21 protein-coding genes, 3 pseudogenes and 1 riboswitch are annotated in these 17,907 nt (G+C 67.7%); of the genes and pseudogenes, 13 read left to right on the top strand and 11 right to left on the bottom strand.

Translation table 11 applies throughout. From position 1 onward, the window contains the following. Positions 1–899: 899 nt before the first annotated feature. The 6 genes and pseudogenes from ACWC1K_RS41670 to ACWC1K_RS41645 all read right to left on the bottom strand — a co-directional run bounded on the left by ACWC1K_RS41670 (position 900) and on the right by ACWC1K_RS41645 (position 4,357). Positions 900–1,433 (bottom strand): GNAT family N-acetyltransferase, encoded by a 534-nt coding sequence (locus tag ACWC1K_RS41670; protein ID WP_450838444.1) that lies wholly within the window; start codon positions 1,431–1,433, stop codon positions 900–902. Then, positions 1,396–1,986, bottom strand: a complete 591-nt coding sequence (locus ACWC1K_RS41665) for a Mu transposase domain-containing protein (RefSeq protein WP_450838526.1) — start codon at positions 1,984–1,986, stop codon at positions 1,396–1,398. Before ACWC1K_RS41665 ends, ACWC1K_RS41670 begins: the two co-directional genes overlap by 38 nt. Positions 1,987–2,036: 50 nt before the next feature. Further along, positions 2,037–2,216, bottom strand: a complete 180-nt coding sequence (locus ACWC1K_RS41660; protein WP_450838442.1) for a hypothetical protein — start codon at positions 2,214–2,216, stop codon at positions 2,037–2,039. 334 nt (positions 2,217–2,550) lie between these two features. After that, positions 2,551–2,955, bottom strand: a complete 405-nt coding sequence (locus tag ACWC1K_RS41655; protein ID WP_450838440.1) for an STAS domain-containing protein — start codon at positions 2,953–2,955, stop codon at positions 2,551–2,553. A 289-nt stretch (positions 2,956–3,244) separates the two neighbouring features. After that, positions 3,245–3,453: pseudogene (locus tag ACWC1K_RS41650) on the bottom strand (VOC family protein); the annotation flags it as partial. Between the two features lie 631 nt (positions 3,454–4,084). Further along, positions 4,085–4,357 carry a hypothetical protein gene (locus ACWC1K_RS41645; RefSeq protein ID WP_450838438.1) on the bottom strand — a complete coding sequence of 91 codons (273 nt, stop codon included), beginning with the start codon at positions 4,355–4,357 and terminating at the stop codon, positions 4,085–4,087. Positions 4,358–4,534: 177 nt separating this feature from the next. Here ACWC1K_RS41645 and ACWC1K_RS41640 point away from each other — a divergent pair, with 177 nt between their 5' ends. The 4 genes from ACWC1K_RS41640 to ACWC1K_RS41625 all read left to right on the top strand — a co-directional run bounded on the left by ACWC1K_RS41640 (position 4,535) and on the right by ACWC1K_RS41625 (position 8,239). After that, complete coding sequence (locus tag ACWC1K_RS41640; RefSeq protein ID WP_450838436.1) at positions 4,535–5,365, top strand: maleylpyruvate isomerase family mycothiol-dependent enzyme; 831 nt, start codon at positions 4,535–4,537, stop codon at positions 5,363–5,365. A 63-nt stretch (positions 5,366–5,428) separates the two neighbouring features. Continuing rightward, a riboswitch (guanidine-III (ykkC-III) riboswitch) is annotated at positions 5,429–5,498 on the top strand. Between the two features lie 147 nt (positions 5,499–5,645). Next, a complete protein-coding gene (locus ACWC1K_RS41635) occupies positions 5,646–6,383 on the top strand; it encodes an MBL fold metallo-hydrolase (protein ID WP_450838434.1) in 738 nt (245 codons plus the stop codon). Positions 6,384–6,547: 164 nt separating this feature from the next. Further along, entirely contained in the window at positions 6,548–6,994 is a 447-nt protein-coding gene (locus ACWC1K_RS41630; RefSeq protein WP_450838432.1) for an SRPBCC family protein, read from the top strand. A 657-nt stretch (positions 6,995–7,651) separates the two neighbouring features. Further along, positions 7,652–8,239 carry a hypothetical protein gene (locus ACWC1K_RS41625; protein WP_450838430.1) on the top strand — a complete coding sequence of 196 codons (588 nt, stop codon included), beginning with the start codon at positions 7,652–7,654 and terminating at the stop codon, positions 8,237–8,239. On the opposite strand, the gene ACWC1K_RS41620 is transcribed toward ACWC1K_RS41625, so the two are convergent. Then, complete coding sequence (locus tag ACWC1K_RS41620; RefSeq protein WP_450838428.1) at positions 8,227–9,204, bottom strand: TolB family protein; 978 nt, start codon at positions 9,202–9,204, stop codon at positions 8,227–8,229. The genes ACWC1K_RS41625 and ACWC1K_RS41620 overlap by 13 nt on opposite strands. Positions 9,205–9,701: 497 nt before the next feature. Between ACWC1K_RS41620 and ACWC1K_RS41615 the strand changes: the two genes are divergently transcribed. Together ACWC1K_RS41615 and sigJ are read left to right on the top strand one after the other, a co-directional pair. Further along, entirely contained in the window at positions 9,702–10,871 is a 1,170-nt protein-coding gene (locus ACWC1K_RS41615) for an NAD(P)/FAD-dependent oxidoreductase (RefSeq protein WP_450838426.1), read from the top strand. Continuing rightward, positions 10,868–11,761 (top strand): RNA polymerase sigma factor SigJ, encoded by an 894-nt coding sequence (gene sigJ, locus ACWC1K_RS41610; protein WP_450838424.1) that lies wholly within the window; start codon positions 10,868–10,870, stop codon positions 11,759–11,761. The genes ACWC1K_RS41615 and sigJ overlap by 4 nt, the downstream gene beginning before the upstream one ends. 332 nt (positions 11,762–12,093) lie before the next feature. On the opposite strand, the pseudogene ACWC1K_RS41605 reads toward sigJ, so the two are convergent. Further along, positions 12,094–12,252: pseudogene (locus tag ACWC1K_RS41605) on the bottom strand (IS5/IS1182 family transposase); the annotation flags it as partial. An 85-nt stretch (positions 12,253–12,337) separates the two neighbouring features. On the opposite strand from ACWC1K_RS41605, the pseudogene ACWC1K_RS41600 reads away from it, so the two are divergent. Beyond that, positions 12,338–12,487: pseudogene (locus tag ACWC1K_RS41600) on the top strand (NUDIX hydrolase); the annotation flags it as partial. 112 nt (positions 12,488–12,599) lie between these two features. Here the strand turns inward: ACWC1K_RS41600 and ACWC1K_RS41595 are convergent. Then, positions 12,600–13,010, bottom strand: a complete 411-nt coding sequence (locus ACWC1K_RS41595; RefSeq protein WP_450838422.1) for a winged helix-turn-helix transcriptional regulator — start codon at positions 13,008–13,010, stop codon at positions 12,600–12,602. 44 nt (positions 13,011–13,054) lie between these two features. On the opposite strand from ACWC1K_RS41595, the gene ACWC1K_RS41590 reads away from it, so the two are divergent. Next, complete coding sequence (locus ACWC1K_RS41590; RefSeq protein WP_450838420.1) at positions 13,055–13,945, top strand: NAD(P)H-binding protein; 891 nt, start codon at positions 13,055–13,057, stop codon at positions 13,943–13,945. 204 nt (positions 13,946–14,149) lie between these two features. Beyond that, entirely contained in the window at positions 14,150–14,674 is a 525-nt protein-coding gene (locus ACWC1K_RS41585) for a hypothetical protein (RefSeq protein WP_450838418.1), read from the top strand. A gap of 200 nt (positions 14,675–14,874) precedes the next feature. On the opposite strand, the gene ACWC1K_RS41580 is transcribed toward ACWC1K_RS41585, so the two are convergent. Next, positions 14,875–15,024, bottom strand: a complete 150-nt coding sequence (locus tag ACWC1K_RS41580) for a hypothetical protein (protein WP_450838534.1) — start codon at positions 15,022–15,024, stop codon at positions 14,875–14,877. Here ACWC1K_RS41580 and ACWC1K_RS41575 point away from each other — a divergent pair. From ACWC1K_RS41575 to ACWC1K_RS41560, 4 genes are all read left to right on the top strand, one after another. Further along, the gene (locus ACWC1K_RS41575) at positions 14,986–15,300 is read left to right on the top strand and encodes an SMI1/KNR4 family protein (RefSeq protein ID WP_450838524.1); all 315 of its coding nucleotides are present in this window, start codon (positions 14,986–14,988) and stop codon (positions 15,298–15,300) included. The genes ACWC1K_RS41580 and ACWC1K_RS41575 overlap by 39 nt on opposite strands. A 118-nt stretch (positions 15,301–15,418) precedes the next feature. Beyond that, the gene (locus tag ACWC1K_RS41570) at positions 15,419–15,646 is read left to right on the top strand and encodes a hypothetical protein (protein ID WP_450838416.1); all 228 of its coding nucleotides are present in this window, start codon (positions 15,419–15,421) and stop codon (positions 15,644–15,646) included. Positions 15,647–15,668: 22 nt separating this feature from the next. Continuing rightward, complete coding sequence (locus tag ACWC1K_RS41565) at positions 15,669–15,833, top strand: hypothetical protein (protein ID WP_450838414.1); 165 nt, start codon at positions 15,669–15,671, stop codon at positions 15,831–15,833. 186 nt (positions 15,834–16,019) lie between these two features. Continuing rightward, positions 16,020–16,919 carry an aldo/keto reductase gene (locus tag ACWC1K_RS41560; RefSeq protein ID WP_450838412.1) on the top strand — a complete coding sequence of 300 codons (900 nt, stop codon included), beginning with the start codon at positions 16,020–16,022 and terminating at the stop codon, positions 16,917–16,919. Positions 16,920–17,164: 245 nt separating this feature from the next. Here ACWC1K_RS41560 and ACWC1K_RS41555 read toward each other — a convergent pair whose 3' ends face one another. Next, positions 17,165–17,602: a hypothetical protein gene (locus ACWC1K_RS41555; protein WP_450838410.1), complete on the bottom strand. Its 438-nt coding sequence runs from the start codon at positions 17,600–17,602 to the stop codon at positions 17,165–17,167. Positions 17,603–17,907 lie beyond the last annotated feature (305 nt).

Genomic DNA, 17,907 nt, shown 5'->3' with positions numbered 1-17,907 from the left:
GCCGCCGGTCCCGCCCGCAGGCTCGTCGAACTTCATGCCGGGCTCAAGCGGCATGCAAGTGATCTGCCAGGACGGGCACCTCAGCGTATGCAAGTCGCTCACCAGCAGCCCATTCGCGAGCAAGGTCACGATCTACAGCTGGAGTACTAGCGGAGGCTGAGCATGATCGGGTCGCGGGCACCTTGGCAGTCCGAGCCAGCAGCCGGGACCGCGCCGCAGGACGATTTCCAACTGACCGCGGTCACGGCCACCTCCAGCGGGCAAGATCGGCCCGCACCCCCATCGTTGGACATCGAGGTCCGCTGCGCGGTCTGCGCCCGGCCTGCTCGGAGGAGTCTTGAGCGATTGCTGGAGCACCGATCCTGGTCATGCGCGGAGGGCGGGACGGTCAACAAGTTTCACACCAGGTGACGGCGGCCGGGCACGGGACGGTCTGCCGGGCCCGTCAGCCCCGGGCCTGATCCAGCCTTCTTTGCCCGCCCCGACCGCGTCCTGCATGGCGACGTCTGCGGTCGGCCGCAGACCCTGCGCGCCGAGTATGTCCCCTCGCGCCCCTTGAGGATCGTCCCTCCGGCCGCCCCGCCCATTCTTCAGGAAATCCCCACGACCCAAAGGGAACTGATGGCGAATTAGATATATCCGCCATCTGTGGTGGTCTGGATTACCTGACAGGCCAAGCATCCACTGCGTCGCCCTGCTCGACGCCGTCCCGCCGGTGACCGTCCAGCGCCTGTGATGGGGCTTCGTGAAAATAGTTTCTGCCCGCAGTTCCGTGAAAGCGCGGGTCAGCGACGGGAGGACACTATCTGTCTCTCGTGTCCGTACCGTCGCGATCAATGCGCTCGGGGGGCGTAGGGATATTGGTCGGCTGTCTTGCGATGTTCGATGGTTCGGCCGGTTTACGCCTGGAACTCAGTGAGGTCGATGGCGTGAACGCGCAGAGGGTAGCCGTACACCGGGTGCACCGTCTCCCGCTCGGGCTCCAAGCCGAGCTTGCGGATGACGTTCTCGGAGGCGTTGTCCCCCACCCGGTTGATGCTGATGACGCGGTCCAGGCCGCGGTCCTGAAGCGCGAACTCCAGCGTGGCGTGCGCGGCTTCGGACGCGTACCCCTGGTCCCAGAACTGTGAACCCAGCCGCCAGCTGATCGCCACGGCGGGCATCACCTCCGGCAGGAACTCGGGCACGGACAGTCCCGTGAAGCCGATCAGTTCGCCCGAGGCCAGCAGCTCGACGGCAAAGAGCCCGAAGCCCTCCTCGTCCCACTCCTCCTCCCATCGCTCGATGGCCTCGGCTGTGTGGTCCAGGTCGCGCACCGAGCCGTCGTCGATCCAGCGCATGACCCGTGGGTCCGCGTTGATGTCCGCCATTGGCACGAGGTCGTCGTCGTGCCAGTTACGGAGGAGGAGACGGGGTGTGCGGATCTCGGTCATGCGCCCATCCTGCCGAAGGCAAACGCCTCATCGGTAATCCGGCGCCCGTCCGCGCTGCCGCTCCGGAAACACAGGGCGTCAAGCAGCCTGCACCCGCACCGTCACGGGGGAAACATCGGGCTGAGGGCTGTGCAGACGACGTGCCACTTCGGCAGCACGATCGAGAGGTGAGATCGATTCGGCGGCAGCCTGCCGCAGCACCAACATCATTCACGGAACTGCGGACAGAGCACGCGCGGGTGCCGGCCGCGTCACCGTGGGCGGCCTTCGCCGCGGCCCACCACTTGTTGTGGACGGGGGTGAAGCGGCCCGCGGAGCGGGCTTGTTCCAGTGCGGTCGAGCCGGGAAAGGCTCTTGGCTTGCGCAGCAGGGCCTCCAGATAGTGGTCGAGGACCAGGCGGGAGCCGTGCCGGCCGCCCAGCCGTTCGTGCCGTGTGATCACGGTGCGACCGTCGTAGACGACGAGGTCGTTGGCATGGAGGAGTACCCGCAGCTGACGCCCGATGTAGCGGACCGGTACCGAGGAGGCGTAGTAGGGCTGTCTGGCGAGCATCAGCAACCGGCACGTCACCGTGACGGGCACCCCGTCCCCGGCCAGCTCCTTCACGAGCGGGTAGATCCTTTTCCCGGCAGATGCGCCTGCGACAGATAGGCCGCGGCCCGCCGAAAAACCTCGTTCTCCTGCTCCAGCAGCTTGATCCGCCGACGCGCTTCCCGCAGTTCCGCGCTTTCCTGGCCGGTCGTTCCGGGCTTGGTCCCGTCGTAGATGTCCGCGCGGCGCATCCACTTCCACACGTCATCGGATGGACTCCGAAGTCGGTGGCCACCTGCTCGACCGTCACACCCGGGCCTCGGTTCCTCGCGACCCGCACGACGTCTTGGCGCGACTCTTCCGGATAAGGCTTGGGCACAGCGACATCCTTCCCACCCGCCCTACAGGGCAAGCCAGTTCAGATGTCACCCGATCGCGCGGCAGACCCGAGTCAGCCGGCCACGGCGAGGTAGTCGATCAGGTACATCTCACGACCAGCGCCTGTTCGCGTGACTCCTTCCGGCGGCGGGGGGAGGAATTATCGCGATCAGGCCCTGTGGGTAGCGTCTGACTCTGGTTGATCTGCTATGGAGCCGCCTTGCCCGTCGTGGTGTTCACGGTCTCACCGCCTTGACCGAGGAGCGCTTCACAGGCCGCGTCCGCGCTGTCGAATATCCGGCAGCTCATGCCGACCCCGGTCAGGTCGAGCAGACGTCGCACCACTTGACCGGGGGCGGCCAGGGACACGGATCCGTCGATGCTCCGAACGTCATTTATGGCTCGTATGATGACGCCCAGCCCAGCGGAGTCCATGAACGGTACTTCCGCCAGGTCCAGCACCAGGTGACGGCGTCCATGCACTACCTGGCCCGCGAGCTGGTGCTGCAGGACGAGGCCCGTGTCGACGTCCAGCTCCCCACTGATGGTGATGATCGCGGCGTCGGAGCTGATCACGGACACCTCGACACTCAAACCTGCCGGCTCGGTCACAAGCCCTCCTCGAACGGGGTATACACGGCAGCAGCTCTGCTACCCCGTCCGACCGCCTTCATCCATGGACGCACCGCGGTAGGTTCCTCTCCCGCAGGAAGGAGTCGGCGACGTCAACCCCCCGCCGACGGCCGGCAGATGTGATCAGGCCCCTGACGGCCACCCCGACGGCGGTGGCGCGCAGGGCGCGGACGTCGTCGCGGACGTGCTGGGTGCGGCGCTCGAGGTGACCGCTGTGGTACTGAGCCGTTTCCGCGAAGCGGCATCGGCCGCTGTCTTGTCGCGGATCGCGTGACCGCATCGCCTCGTCTCTCGTCTCGTAGCAGGCGAGCGTCACGCCGTTGCCGAGGTCAACTGGCAGGAACGGCCCACCGGCGCGCCGACCTTAAGGCCCACGATCGCGGCGATGAACTCGGCGGACAGGCAGCGGTCGCCCGCCTGCACAGCCGTGCGGTTCAGCTGGACCTCGGCATGTGGGCCCGGCTGGTCGTAGGACATCAGTGGTCTGTCTCCGGTCCTGGCATCCGCTGTAAAGGCGCCGTACGCGGGCGCCGGAAGCAAACGCGCGGAGAAGGGGGCGGGCCTCTGGGCCGCCCCGGGCTCACGCCGAGGCCGGGAAACCCACTCATGCATGGCCCAAGGCCGACCCGGCAGTCAGGCGAACGACCTCAGTGATCAGCGCAGGCGAGGACAACACCGTTCCACGGCCGTGCTCCGGCCGCCCATCGAGCCGTTGCCGGAAACCGCCGATTCGGTCACAGCCACAGCCGGATGACGAAGGTGGCGGCGAGGTGAACGTATCCGCGCTCGTCAGACGCGGGCCGTCACGGCTCTGGTGATCACCACGCGACACGCGCCCTGGCGGCAGGGGTCACGAGGAAGGCCGTTTTCCCACGGCCACCGATCCCTGCCCCGGCAGCCGGGGTGGCGGCGTCGACGTCGAAGACAGGACAGCCACGCCGGCCGGCCGCGGTCTGCAATGGGCCGTGGCCTGACGGAGCCCGCGGGGTGAGTGGACGGAACACCCGGCGTGAGGTCAGTGGCAGGAGGCGATACGCATCGGCCCCGCAGACAGGAGGAGCAGGGTTCCGGCCTGGCTTTTCCTGCCTGGTTCACCTCCGGGACACTGTCAGTAGGCACCCTGCCGACGCAGGGAGCGCGGTCGGCCGTCGGGATCGGCGACGACCCGGTAGAGCGGGTCGGTCAGGGCTCGTGTGATGCGGGACAGATGCGGCGGGTGATAGGTCCGCAGCCGTCCCCACGGTCGTGGACCGTCACGGCCGCCGCCGTGCCACGCGTCCAGAGCGGCGGCCGAGTCGGCGTAGGCCGCAAAGGCGCGGCCCGGGTCGCAGAGTGCAGCCGCTTCCCCGTCCCCGTCACGGTCAAGGTGTTCGAGATTCAACGACAACCGCAGTTCGCGCGCGAAGACGCGGGCGCCGTCACCCAGGCCGCCGGGGAGCGGCTGTCAGGGCTCCGGCACTCCCGATCAGGTACGACGGCTTGTCGTGCGTCCCTCAGTCTGATTGGGTACGGCGCGCCGGATACGCGAGGGCGCGGTCGGCGGGAGGGAACGGGCAGCGTGCAGCCTACGGCGCAGCAGGACATCCAGGGGCCACTGCCCCAAGGACTCGCAGGAGCGATACGGCAGACCGCCGCTGACATCGCCAAGCTGTTGAAAGACGCCTCCGACACGACCGTTCCCGTACCGGATTCGCAGTGGACGGTCGGTGAGGCCGCCGCCCATCTGGCACTGGCCAACGAGCTGATGGCCGACCTCGCATCCGGACAGGCACGCCCCTACGGCGACGGTACGCCGCAGAGTCTGGCCGCCGCCAACGCACAGTCCCTCACCGTGTTCGCAGAGCGCCGGGCACAACCGCTGGCGTCGATGATCGTCGAGCAGGCCGCCGCGTTCCTCGACGCCGCGGATCGAGCCGCGAGCGACGAGAGCGCCCCCGCACTCGTCACGCCGCTGGGTCCCATGGACCGGCACGTCCTCGCGTCCTACCTGCTCACACACATGCTGGGCCACGGCTACGACCTTGCTCGCGCCCTGAACCGCCCGCACATGATCGACCGCGACCGTGTCGGGCTGTGCATGCCGTTCATGCTCTCCGTCATGCCACGCGTCGCCGACACGGCCGCCATCGCCGGCCTGAGCGTCCGCTACGCCATCCGCCTCCGGGGCGGCCCGGCATTCGGCGTCAGCCTGGACGACGGCGCCGTGCACGTGACCCCGGCGCCCCCAAGACGTCCCGACTGCACCATCCTGATCGAACCCGTGGCCTTCCTCCTCATCGCGCTGGGCCGCCGCAACCCGTGGCGGGCCATCGGGCGGGGACAGGTCGTTGCCTGCGGACGCAAACCCTGGCTCGCGCCCCGCTTCCCGACGCTGTTCACCGCGCCCTGATCCGCCACCGGGCAGCTGCTCGCTCGTACACCTCGTACACAATGTCCGGTGATAGCGTCCCTGCTGGAGCCGCAAGCCGCGTGTCTTCCCGGACGAGCTGTGCGACGTACCCGGCCCGCCAAGACGACGCACTGCGGGAGGCAACGTGTCCGGTACGGGCGAACCAGATGTCCGGAAGTTCAGTGCAAAGCCCCTGGGCGTCGACTGGATTCACGGGTCACCGTCGGCCAAGCACAACACCGACCCCGATCTTCAAGTGCACTGGTCCGACGAGCACACGGTGTTGCTCAGACAGAACATGGCCATCAACTACGAGGCCCCGTTCCTGTACCTATTGTTCGGCAATCGCCAGGCGGTCCTGATCGACACGGGTGCCACGGCGTCACCCGAATTCTTTCCGGTGCGCCGGACTGTCGATGACCTTGTCGAGACGTGGCTGGCGCACAACCCCCGCGACTCCTATGGCCTTCTCGTGCTCCATACGCACTCGCACGGCGATCACGTCGCGGGAGACAGCCAGTTCCTCGACCGACCGGACACGATCGTGGTCGGTGCCGATCGGGATGCGTCCTGGACGTACTTCGGGTTCGCCGACGACCCGGAGGCGGTACGGCCCCTCGACCTCGGCGGGCGGGTGCTGGAAGCTCTCGCGACCCCAGGCCATGACTCCGCAGCCATCACCTTCTACGACCCGTGGACGGGATTCCTGCTGACCGGAGACACCGTTTACCGCGGACGGCTGTACATCGAGGACTGGCCGGCCTTCTCACGGACCATCGACCGGCTGATCGCATTCGCCGACCGCCGTGCCGTCACCCACGTACTGGGCTGCCACATCGAGATGACCCGCGAGCCCGGCGTCGACTACCCGATCCGCACCACGTACCAGCCGGACGAACCCCCGCTGGAGATGACCCCGGCCCACCTGCACGCCGTGCGCGCCGCCCTGGACGAAGTCGGGCCTGAACCCGCTCGACGCGCGTTCGCCGACTTCCTTCTCTGGCCCACAGCAACTTGAACAGTTCCCCCTCGTCAGTGCCTCGGCGCAGGTCCCCGATCTCCGTGTCGGTGTCCTGGCGCCCATGACGAGCGGTGGGCGGAGCCGCGGCGATACGCTGATGGTGCTCGGCAAACCAGCGTGCGCACAGCCGCAACTCCAGCGACCGCAGCACAGGAGGAATCGTGGCCGGTCAGTTTGAGGCGACAGCCGAGATCAACCGTCCCATCGAGGAAGTCTTCGCCTTTCTTTCCGACGGCACGAACGACCCCAAGTTCAGCCCGAGGGTCCAGGCGATCACGAAGACTCCGGAGGGACCGACAGCAGTCGGCACGGTCTTTACGAGCACGGTCAAGGACGCCGGCATGAAGACGGGCCGAAAGTTCCGGATCACCGAATTCGAGGCCCCTCACCGAATCCGCTGGGCAGAAACCTCGAAAAACATCGTGACGGCCGACGAAGGCGGCTACGACCTGGAGTCCACCGGTCCGGGCACCACCAGGGTGAGGATCTTCAACGTCCTCGAAGGCCACGGCATCGGAAAGCTGCTGGTGGGCTTCGCACTGGGCGCCGCGCGCAAGGACGCGCCCGCGTTCGGGCGGCGCATCAAAGCGGCGGTGGAGGCGTCCTGAGGGGTGCCGAAGTCCCGGTGCCTGCGGTGCAGATGCGGTACGGGTGCGACGGCGACCAGCGTGGATGGGGGCCGGGCGCGGACCGCCGGCGACGGCTGCACGTCGACGCCCCGCGCGCCCGGCACCGCATGACTCAGCCCCCGCTCTTGCGCGAACTCGGCTGTGCCGTATCGTCCGGCGCTGTCCACGGCTTGGGCGATGCGCTCGTCCTGCCGCGAGCCCGGCTGGGATGCCCTCGCCGCCGCCTTGGACCAGGTGAAGCGCGCGGGACACGACCCCGATGCCCTGCTCCAGCAAGCCATCGAATGGCGCGAACTGGCCACCGCGGACCACGTCACCGACGTCCTCGTCCGGTGGCTGCGACGCACCGGCAAACTCCCCGCCACCATGGACCAGCCCCGTGCCCGTACGAACGCGCGTGCAACGCAAGCACGCTCCCACCCGTCCCCGCCACAGGCGCCCGAGGTGCGACCCCGGCGCTGTGCCGGGGCAAGCGAGGAAGCTGAGAGAGCCGCTTGGACTCCACCCCAACAACGCCCGGAAGCCCGCCTGGGCAACGCCGTCCCGGGACTTCCCAGGTGTGGGCATGCCTGATTGCCCGTCGCGGTGCGAGGGTCATCTGGTTGAACATGAGGTGTGCGATTCGATTCCGTTCCCATGCCGGCGAGCGTCGAGGCCCGGCCTCGGGACAGCCGTGGCTATCCGGTACCCGCCATCACCCCGTGGGAGGGCGACGAACCCCAGTTCGCGCTCACCGACTACGGGCGCAGCGCCGAGTGCGCGCGACGGCGGCTGTGTTCCGTGTGCAACACCCTGATGCCCAAGGGGCCGGTGTGGCGGGTGGTCGGCGCCGCGGAGAGCTCGGCGATCCGCGAGGCGCTCGCTGCCGGGCGGCCGTACCGCAACATGGCGGCGACGCTGGAAGCTCCGGGGCACCGCGCCTGCATGCTCTACGCCTCGATGGTCTGCCCGTATCTGGCGCGTCCCAACGCGCGGCGGGGGCTGACAGCGGAAAACCCGGACGACATGACCGCGCATGTCGTCCGGGGTGCCGTTCGTGGTGAGCTGGGCGCCGTGGTCGGCTTCGGCGACTACGAGTTCGCCGTCACCTCGACCCAGGTCCTGTTCCGCTTTCTCGATGTGGTCGAGTACCTGCCGCATGACACGGCCGACCAGCATCTGGAAGAGCTGCGGGCCGAACTCGCCCGCTCCGGCGGCCGGCCCGCCGGCGGTCAGCCGCGGTAGGCCGGCAGGCCGGTGTGCCGGGTGACCTTCACGGGCTTGCCGAAGCCGTGGGCGGTCCTGGTCACGGTGTACGTGCCGGTGGGGGCGCGGAAGGCGATGGTCTTGCCGTCGGGTGACCAGGTGGGCTCGGTGTAGTCGGTGGTGGCGTGCGGTGTGATGTCCTTGACGGCGTTGCTGCCAGTGCTCAGGTCGTCGACGAAGAGGTGGTCGTGCCCGCCGATGGAGCGCACGAAGACGACCTCCTCCGCGTCGGGTGCGAGCGCGGGCTCGGAACCCCTGGTCAGCGCACCGCCTTGCTGACGCAGGTAGTCGTCACGGATGTAGACCTCGCCGGTGCGGGTGTTCTCGTAGACGGAAGTGCCGTAGGTCCCGCCGACGTTGGGCCAGGTGTTGTCGGTCTTCGGGAGGCTGCCGCCGTCCGCGTCGCTGTTCAGGCTGATCCTGGCCGGCGTGCCGTGGTCGGCGGTGGCCTTGACGCGCTCCAGGACGGTGCTGCCGTGGACCTTGGCCGAGAAGATGATGTTGTTCTTCGCGGGGATGCCGTTCGCCCGGTCGGCCGCGGTGACCTGCCACGTGGGGTGGGACCAAGTCTGCCCGCCCGGGTTGGCGGCGACGGTCCTGCGGTGGCTGCCGTCGGGGTCGGAGACCTCCAGGTTGCCGTGCCCGTCGATGAAGGCGGCCTTGGTGCCGCGAGGATTCCAGGCCAGGTCACGGACGACGGTGCCGAAGTCGACCGACTTGCCGTTGACCCAGACATGGCGGGTGCCGTCGCTGATGGTCAGACCCCTGGGCACGGTGAGCGTGTGGGCGGACGCGGACGCGGCGACCATCGCGGCGCTGCTCCTGGCGTCGCGGCCGGAGGACGGTGCGGCCATCGCGGTGGCGGCCGCGCCACTCAGGGCGAGCAGCGCGGCGACACCTGCCGTGAATGCGGCCGCGGTGCTCCGACGGTTACGAATGGACATCGAGGTTCCCCCAGGGATGTGAACGACGCTGCGACGAGACTCTCGCGGGAGCCACCCGCCGTCCCCGGGACCCGAACCGGTCCGCTCGGCCTGCTGCTCTTCGCGATCGGAAGGAGTTTTCCCACGGCGCATGACGGAGCTGTGCGCTCACCGTCACAACTGTGCAATAACGGGTCGAATGAGAAGCGGCCCGATCGCGGTGCGCCGCCCGCTGGGCAGCCACAAGGCGTTCCGGGTACTCCCAGACAGCCCCCGGCGGTCAAGTGCCCGTCATCGCTTGGGAGTTCCGATGGGGAGGCCAAGAGCACGTCGTCGGAGGTGAGATCTACAGCTGGAATATTGGCCTGCCGTTGCGCGTGGGTGTGCGGGCGCCGGCGGCTGGCCTTGAACTCCGGTGATGATCACGGCGCTGTGAAGGCCGGCATGCTCCTCAGTGGGGTGGCGGGCGTCACTTTCGTGTCCTGTCACGTCGCTGCGGTCCTCGGTGTCTTGGGGGCATGACTGAACACAGCACCTCACACAAGATCGTGGTCATCGGCGGCGGGTACGCGGGAACGGTCGCGGCCAACCATCTCAGGCTGCGCGACGACGTCGACATCAGTCTTGTCAATTCCCGCTCGAGGTTCGTGGAACGGATCCGGCTGCATCAGTTCGTGGCCGGCAACTATGACGCCTCGGTCGACTACGGCACGATCCTCGGTGACGGCATCGAGTTGGTTGTCGACCACGCCACCCGCGTCGACACCGCCTTGCGCAAGGTGGAGCTGGCCTCGGGCCGCGCGATTGATTACGACTACGTCATCTACGCGGTCGGCAGCACCGGCGCGGTCCCCTCCTGTGTGCCGGGCGCGGCCGATTTCGCCTACTGCGTCGCCGAGCTCGAATCCGCCCAACGGCTGCGCGCCGGTTTGGCGGAGCTGCCGGCCGATGCCGTGGTCACCGTGGTCGGTGGCGGGTTGACCGGCATCGAGACCGCTGCGGAGCTCGCCGAACAAGGGCGCAAGGTCACTCTGGTCGCCGGGAGGACCCTGGCACCGACGCTCGGCGCTCCTGCCCGCCGGTCCGTCGCGATGTGGCTGTCGGAGAACGGTGTCACGGTGCTGGAGGGGACCGGGGTGGCTGAGGTCCGTCAGAACGCGGTCGTCCTCACCGATGGAGCGGTGCGGCAGAGCGCGCTCACCATCTGGACGGCCGGTTTCGGCGTGCCGGGTCTGGCGGCGGCCAGTGGGTTGCGCGTGGACGAGCTGGGTCGGCTGCTCACCGACGAAACACTCACCAGCGTCGATGACGACCGTATTGTTGCGGCGGGTGACGCCGGTTCACCGTCGGGCCGGCCGCTGCGGATGAGCTGCCAGGCCGCGATACCGCTTGGCGTGCAGGCCGCCGACACCGTGCTGAGCCGCATCGCGGGAACCGCCCCTGCGGTGCTGGATCAGGGCTTCAAGGGGGTGCTCGTCAGCCTGGGCCGGCATGCCGGCATAAGGCAGCTCGTCAGCGCGGATGACACTCCCTTGGATACCTGCTGCGACGGGCAGGAGGGAGCGCAGATGAAGGAGGAGCAGTGCCGCAAGACGGTGATGGGCATCGGGATGGAGGCACGCAACCCGGGCACCGTCGTGTGGTACAAGCCGGGACCGCGACTCGAGCAGATGGCGGCGGCCCGATGACTACCGACGAGCATGCCGAGCGGTTCACCGTACTGCGGCCACTGCTGTTCACGATCGTCTACGAGATCCTCGGCTCGGCGACCGAATCCGACGACGTCCTGCAGGACAGCTACCTGCGGTGGGCCCAGGTGGATCTCGCGACGGTGCGGGACACCAAGTCGTACCTGGCACGGCTGGTGACCCGCCAGGCGCTCAACGCCCTGCGTGCCAGCAAGCGCCGCCGCGAGGAGTACATCGGCTCCTGGCTGCCCGAGCCGCTGCTGCTCAGCGAGGACGACGCGTCGGCCGATGTGGTGCTCGCCGAGTCGGTGTGGATGGCGATGCTGGTGCTGCTCGAAACGCTCACCCCCGATGAGCGCGCGGTGTTCGTGCTGCGCGAGGTGTTCGGGTTCGACTACGACGAGATCGCCGCAGCGGTGAGCAAGTCCGTGGTGACGGTGCGCCAGATAGCGCACCGCGCCCGCGGGCACGTGCAGGCACGGCGCAGGCGTTTCGACCCCGTCGACGCCGGGACGTCCATGCGGATCACCGAGCAGTTCATGTCCGCGGCGGCGACCGGTGACATGGAGGGGCTCCTTTCGCTGCTCGCACCGGATGCCACGTGGACCGCCGACGGCGGCGGCAAGGTCGCCGCGGTACGCCGGCCGGTGGTGGGCGCGGAGAAGGTGGCCGCGCTCGTCAAGGAACTGTTCCGCATGGGACGGGTGCCGGACTTGCGTATCGAGATGGTCAACTGCAACAACGCGCCCGCGATGGCCGCCTACAGCGGAGACCGCCTGGAGGGTGTCTTCCTGGTCGACGTCGTCGACGGGAAGATCAACCACTTCTACGCCATCCGCAACCCGGACAAGCTCGTCGCACTGACGACTCCGCGTCAGATCAGCAGGTGACGGCAAAGCTCTGGATCTGGATATCCGTGGTGGGTGTTGGCCTCACGACGTCTGTGGAGAAGCCCCTGGCGACCTGGGGACGCTTCGGGGCACGGGGGAGTGGCGGTGCGCAAGGCACCGCGTCGTGGGGCCGCCGGAGGGGACAGCGTGGCAGGCTGAGGCTGCTGCAGAGCGGGCGCTCAGTGCCGACGGCGGCCGCTGGGGGACGCCGGGAACATTGGCTTCGTTCCTCACCGTGAGTGTGTCTGCAAGATTGCAGAGCGCGGCACTCTGTTCCACGGCCGCCCGGCGCGGGCAAGCGGTTTCCGCGGTCGGCCAGGGAGTTGATGGTGTCACCGGACCAGACGTGCGTAGCAGATGAGGGTGGCGGCTATGCTGGCGAGGGGTAGGAAGTGACCGGCCCTGCGCTCGTAACGGCGGTGCAGACGGCGGCCCCCAAACAACAGCCGGGCCACCGTCCGTTCCACGGTCCAACGGCGGCGGCACGGGTGGTCACACAGGGAGGGTGGTGCTGTGGCGTCGTCGCTACTGGAACACGAGCGGCGTCTGCGGCAGCAGCAGGCGAAGCGGGTTTGTTCCTGGACCCTTGCGGGTGGCAGGGTCGAGCATGCGGAGGGTCCGTTCGACGCGGTGATCGGGGTGGTTGCTGAGGAGACCGGCTGTGAGGCGGTGGTCGAGCGCCTGGTAGGCGTGGACTCCCGGGTGGTCCCCGCTGATGAGGCTCGTTGAATTTGGCTCTGGCCCAAGTGGCGTGAAGTGGTGAGGCATGGGCGCCGGAGTACGTACGTCGTAGAGGTGCTTGGGAGTTCGGCGTCGGTACAGATACGTGGTGAGCGGGTCAGGATCCGGCGTCGTATCGGGCGCGTGCTGTCTGCATCTCGGTCTCGTGGGCGACTGCCCATTGGCCGAGCGTGATCAGCAGTTCTCGCAGCGAACGGCCGAGGTCGGTCAGGGCGTACTCGGCCCGCACTGGTGTGCCGGGATGAAGGGCTCGGCTGATGAGTCCGTCGCGTTCCAGCGATCGCAGCGTGCGCACCAGCATGCGGCGGCTGATGCCCTGGACCGACCGGTCGAGCTCGTTGAACCCATGACTGCGCTGCGCCAGAAGCGACAGCAGCACCGGGCTCCACTTGTCGCCGACACGGCGTAGCAGCGCCGTTGCCGGACACCGCTCGTGGTCGTCGACGGTGACCGGCACCGTGACGCCGACGACGGGTTCGAGTGCCGAGGTTTCAGGGAGGGGTGACATCAATGTGCCTTCTTACGAGACGACGCGCGCTCACCCATCATCAGATGAGACACCCGGCAAAGGAGCTTGTAGTGATCGCAGTGACTGGAGCCTCGGGAAACCTGGGCAGCTTGACTGTCCGGCGTCTCATCCAGCGTACCGACGCCGCCCGCGTCCTGGCGTTGTCCCGCACCCCGGACAGGAGTGCCGGCTTGGGCGTCAAGACCTGCCACGGCGACTTCGACGAGCCGGACACGCTCGTACGGGCTCTCGACGGCGTGGAACGGCTGCTGATCATCAGCATCGGCACCGACGACCGGCTGCCCAAGCACGCCCGGGCGATCGACGCCGCCGCGAAGGCGGGTGTGGGCCACGTCGTCTTCACCTCCCTCACCCGCGCCGGCGACCCAGGACACCCCAATCCCCTCGTCCCCGACTACGGGGCCACGGAACGGATGTTGGCGGACTCCGGGCTGCCCTTTACGGTCCTGCGCTTCAACGTCTGGGTCGAGATGCTGACCCTGATCGGCCTGGCCCCCCGGGCCGTGGCCACCGGAGTCCTTCCCAGTAACAGCCGGGACGGGCGCATCGGCCACCTCACCCGTGACGACAGCGCCGCCGTGGCCGCCGCCGTCCTGGCCGAGGGAGGCAGTCAGGGCGAGATCCTGGAGGTCACCGGGCCCGAGGCGGTGACCGACACAGACATCGCTGCTGCGCTGACCGAGGCCACCGGCCACCGCGTGCGATGCGAGGACGTGTCCGACGCCGAACACCCCCAGCGGCTCGTCGATCAGGGAATCCCCGAGCACTTCGCTCACGGCTGGAGCACCGCCGGCATCGCCAAACGCAATGGCTGGTACGACATCACCACCCACACCGTCCAACGACTCACCGGCGAGCCCGCCACACCGCTCACCGACTACTTCGCAGCGCACCGTGCCGATTTGGTCGACTGACCCCGGCACCGCGGAGGCGCCCGCCCCGCTACGTGGATCTCCTCACTGACCTGGGGATCCACGGACCTGCGGACAGAGCCCCTGAAATTCACCAGTTCGGCTCCTCGCCCCACCCGGTTCGCTCGTCAGCAACGGCTATGGGTAAGCCTCGGTTGGAGCCACGCGCTCTAGCGCTCGCGCGGTCCGCCCTCGACACTGCGGAGGGTGGCTGACAACACGTTCTGGATCGCTGCCCTCACCGGCGGAACGGCCGTCCTGGCCAGTTGGGTTACGAGCCGAGGGAACACAAGGGCCGCTCGAATTCAGGCAGATGCTGCGACGGCGACACAGCGCATGGAGCGGCTGCACGGGGCTCGTCGAGCCGCCTACCTGGACCTCATCCACCACGGACAGCGCATGGCCGATCTCTACTGGAAGACGGCAGAGGCGCACCGACTGAGCGACCCCGAGAACCGCTCTGCGACGCTCAAGGACTTCCGCGACCGGATTCGGGATACATACGGCGACCTCAGGCGAGCCGTCCGAGTCATCGAGTTGGAGGGTCCTGACGAGGCTGCCGCTGCGGCGTTCGCCGTGAGACAGGCGACGGCTGATCCGTACCAAGCCCTCAACTCCATCCTGGGCGGGGCTACCGGCGCCGAGGACCGATTCGACGCCAGTTACCACCCCTACTGGGCAGCCCTCACTGGCTTCATCGACACGGCAAAGAGCGTCCTCCAGGGGACATAAAGGCGCTGCGACCTGGCTCAACAGCGTGGGGGCACGGGTGAACGATTCTGGGGAAGAACTGAGTCAGGGTGGGGATTTTTGTCGGTTCTGACCGGAGTTCCGTGAATGATCTTGAAGCGGTCGTCTGACGATTCATCTGGTGCATGCTGATGTGATCGGAACTCAGGGACGTGGCTGTGCTCGCGATCATGTGGAGAGAGTCAGTACGGGAAGTCTTCCCTGACGCAGGACTTCGGGAGCCAGTCGAGGCTTCCGGGATCGTCGCGGCGGAAGGACGCCTGGGCCGACCCCTGCCGACGGATCTCCAGCAGTTGCTCCTGGAGAGCAACGGGGTGATCGGCCACACCCACGTGGACACCGTATGGACCTTGGAGCAGATCGTCGAACAGAAGCTCCCATTCTGGTCCGACCAGACGTTGGCCGAGCTCTACATGCCTTTCGAAGCCTTCATGTTCTTCGAGGACAACGGAGGTGGCGATCAGTTCGCCCTTGGGCAGAAACCGCAGCACCCGGACGTCTTCGTCCGGGAGCACGAGACCGACAGCCGCAGAGGGGTAGCACACAACCTGCGCGACTACCTCGGCCGTTCCCTGCGCGGCAGTGGGGACGACTGGTATCGGCTGTAGATCACGGCCGAGCGAGGATCCGGATCCGCAGAAGGCGGAACCAGGCACGGCCGTACATGGCTCGCTTGATCGTTTCCACCCGATTGACATGGCCTCCGACCTTGCCGAAGCTCCATTCGTGGGTGAGACCGGCGGTGACGGCGTCACCGACCAGGACGCGGCCAAGAAACTGCTTTTCCGGCTCGCACTCTCGCACCCCGAGATCGCCACCATTTGGGCAGACTCCGCCTACGCGGGGAAGCTGGTGGACTGGGCAAAGAAGTACCTCGACATCACGATCAAAACGGGGCGGCGCCCTCCGGACGCCAAGGGCTTCGTCGTCCTGCCGCGCAGGTGGGTAGGGTAACGGTCCTGGTCGTGGATCATGCGTGCCCGCCGGGACTGCCGCGACCACGAACGCCCCCGCCGAGATGAGCGAATCGCTGATCACCTGGGCCGCCATCACCTTGATGACGAGGCGCTTGACCAGCCGCACGGCACGCCCCGCCGAACGGCGTGACACGGCCCCGTACTACCTCGCACAGGCAGCCTGATCGCTTCGCTGGTGGTCGCGCGCCTACGACGTCCTGATCGAAGTCCCTCAACAGGTCCAACGGCTGCGCGGCGATGGTTCGTTCCCGATACGCATGTGGCGTTTCACCCAGCCTGTTGATCTGTCGCAGCACCCCGCAGCCGCCCCATACTCCAGAACCTGACGATCCAACAGGTGAAGGAGCACGGTGAACGCAGCAGCGGCAGCAGGGACCTGGAAGCTCGGGGACCTGGAGGTGAACCGCGTCGGCTACGGCGCGATGCGGCTGACCGGTAACGGCATGATGGGGAACTCCGACGGCACTCCGATCAACCGCGATGTCGCCGTCCGGCTGCTGCACAGCGCGTTCGAGCAGGGTGTCAACCACATCGACACAGCGGCCTTCTACTTCTCGCCGCTCCGTTCCGCGAACGAGCTCATCAACCGGGCCCTCGCCTCCTGGCACGACGACGTGGTCGTGGCGACCAAGGTCGGCCCGGGGCGCGACTGCTCCGGCGAGTGGCTCACCATGGCCCGCCCCGACCAGCTGCGCGGCCACGTCGAGGAGAACCTGCGCCAGCTCGGCCGGGACCACCTGGACGTGGTGAACCTGCGAAGCGACGGCATGGACTCGATCGCCGAGCACTTCGGCGCCCTTGCCGAGCTGCGTGCGGCGGGCCTGGTCCGGCACCTCGGGCTCTCCAACGTCCGGCCGCAGCACGTCGCCGAGGCCCGGGCGATCGCGCCTGTGGTCTGCGTGCAGAACTCCTACGGCCTGGACTGGCGCCGCGACGACGAGAGCGGGCTGGTGGACCTGTGCCGGGAACAAGGCATCGCCTTCGTCCCGTTCTTCGCCATCTCCAGCCTGCGGCGCGAGGCTGCCCCCGCCCAGGAGCACGACGCTCGCGTCCACACCGTCGCCCGCGCCCACGATGCGACACCCGCCCAGATACGACTGGCCTGGACCCTACACCGCGGACCCCACATGCTGGCCATCCCCGGTACCACCAACCCGGCCCACCTCGCCGAAAACATCGCCGCCGGCGCTCTGCGCCTGACTGAGGAGGAGCTGGCCCTCCTCGACGAGCCGAGCGAGCCCGACGCCTGAGCGCGCCTTGTCCAGGGCCCGGCCTGGGGTTGAGACACAGACACTTATATGCGTCCGGGAGCATGCATGATGCCGGCAGGCACGTACCCTGTGGTGACTGTCTCGAGCTTCCGCGTGAAACCCGTTTCGCCTGTCGCCGCCGCAGACGCCGCTCGTGGTGGTGGAGCAATCGTCGAGATGTGTGGAGAGTTGCAGGACTGGATCGTTTCTCGGCTGCGTGATGCTGGAGGCCGGAGTGCGCCGACTCAGTCCTTGATTGGTTCGACCTGAAGGGGGTCTGATCCCAGGTAGAGCATGTACCCCGCGTACTCCATGTCCATGTCCATGCCCATCCGCTCTGGTGGCACGACGTAGAGTCCTGCGATAGGTGCGGGAGCCCAGCCCAGGTTGCGTGGAGGGTCGTACTCTTCGTAGTGCCCTACGTAGAGCCTGGTCGGCGGGATGAACACGTCGCAGGCGTCTCCGACCTGGAGCGTGGAGGCTGCTGGCGAGAGTTGAAATGGGCTCCATTCCTCATGGGAATCCGCGTGCGGGAGTGCGACTTGCCCGTTCCAGCGGAAATTGGAGGAATTGTCGATCGCTCTCCACGGCCATTCCAGTGTGATGTAGCGGTCTACCCCGACCACCCGAGTGGAGGCCGGCTCACAGGAGACGATCACTTGGTCGCCGATCCGAGGAACCATGTCTGATCACCTTTGTTCCGGTAGTGGATGTGGAAGGGGTGTCTTACCTTCACGCTTTCGCGGCCTGCTCCTGGCGCTCGACCTGTGCGGGCTGGGGGGGTGTTTCTTTGGGTTTTGCTGCATGGGGCTGAGGGGGTTGCAGGCTTGTGTGGGGGGTGTTGTGGGGGGTCTTGGTGGGGTTGTTTTGTTTTTCTGGTCTTCGGGCGGGGCGGTGTAGTGGTGCGGGCTGGCGGGGGGCTGGGTGGTGGTGGGGGGTTCTGTGTTTTTGGTGGTGGGGGGGGTGTGTGTGGTGTGTTGGGGGGTGT

It is taken from the genome of Streptomyces sp. NPDC001492, assembly GCF_053597275.1.
The sequence above is the reverse complement of the archived record's forward strand: the minus strand, read 5'-3'. Positions and strand labels throughout refer to the sequence as shown.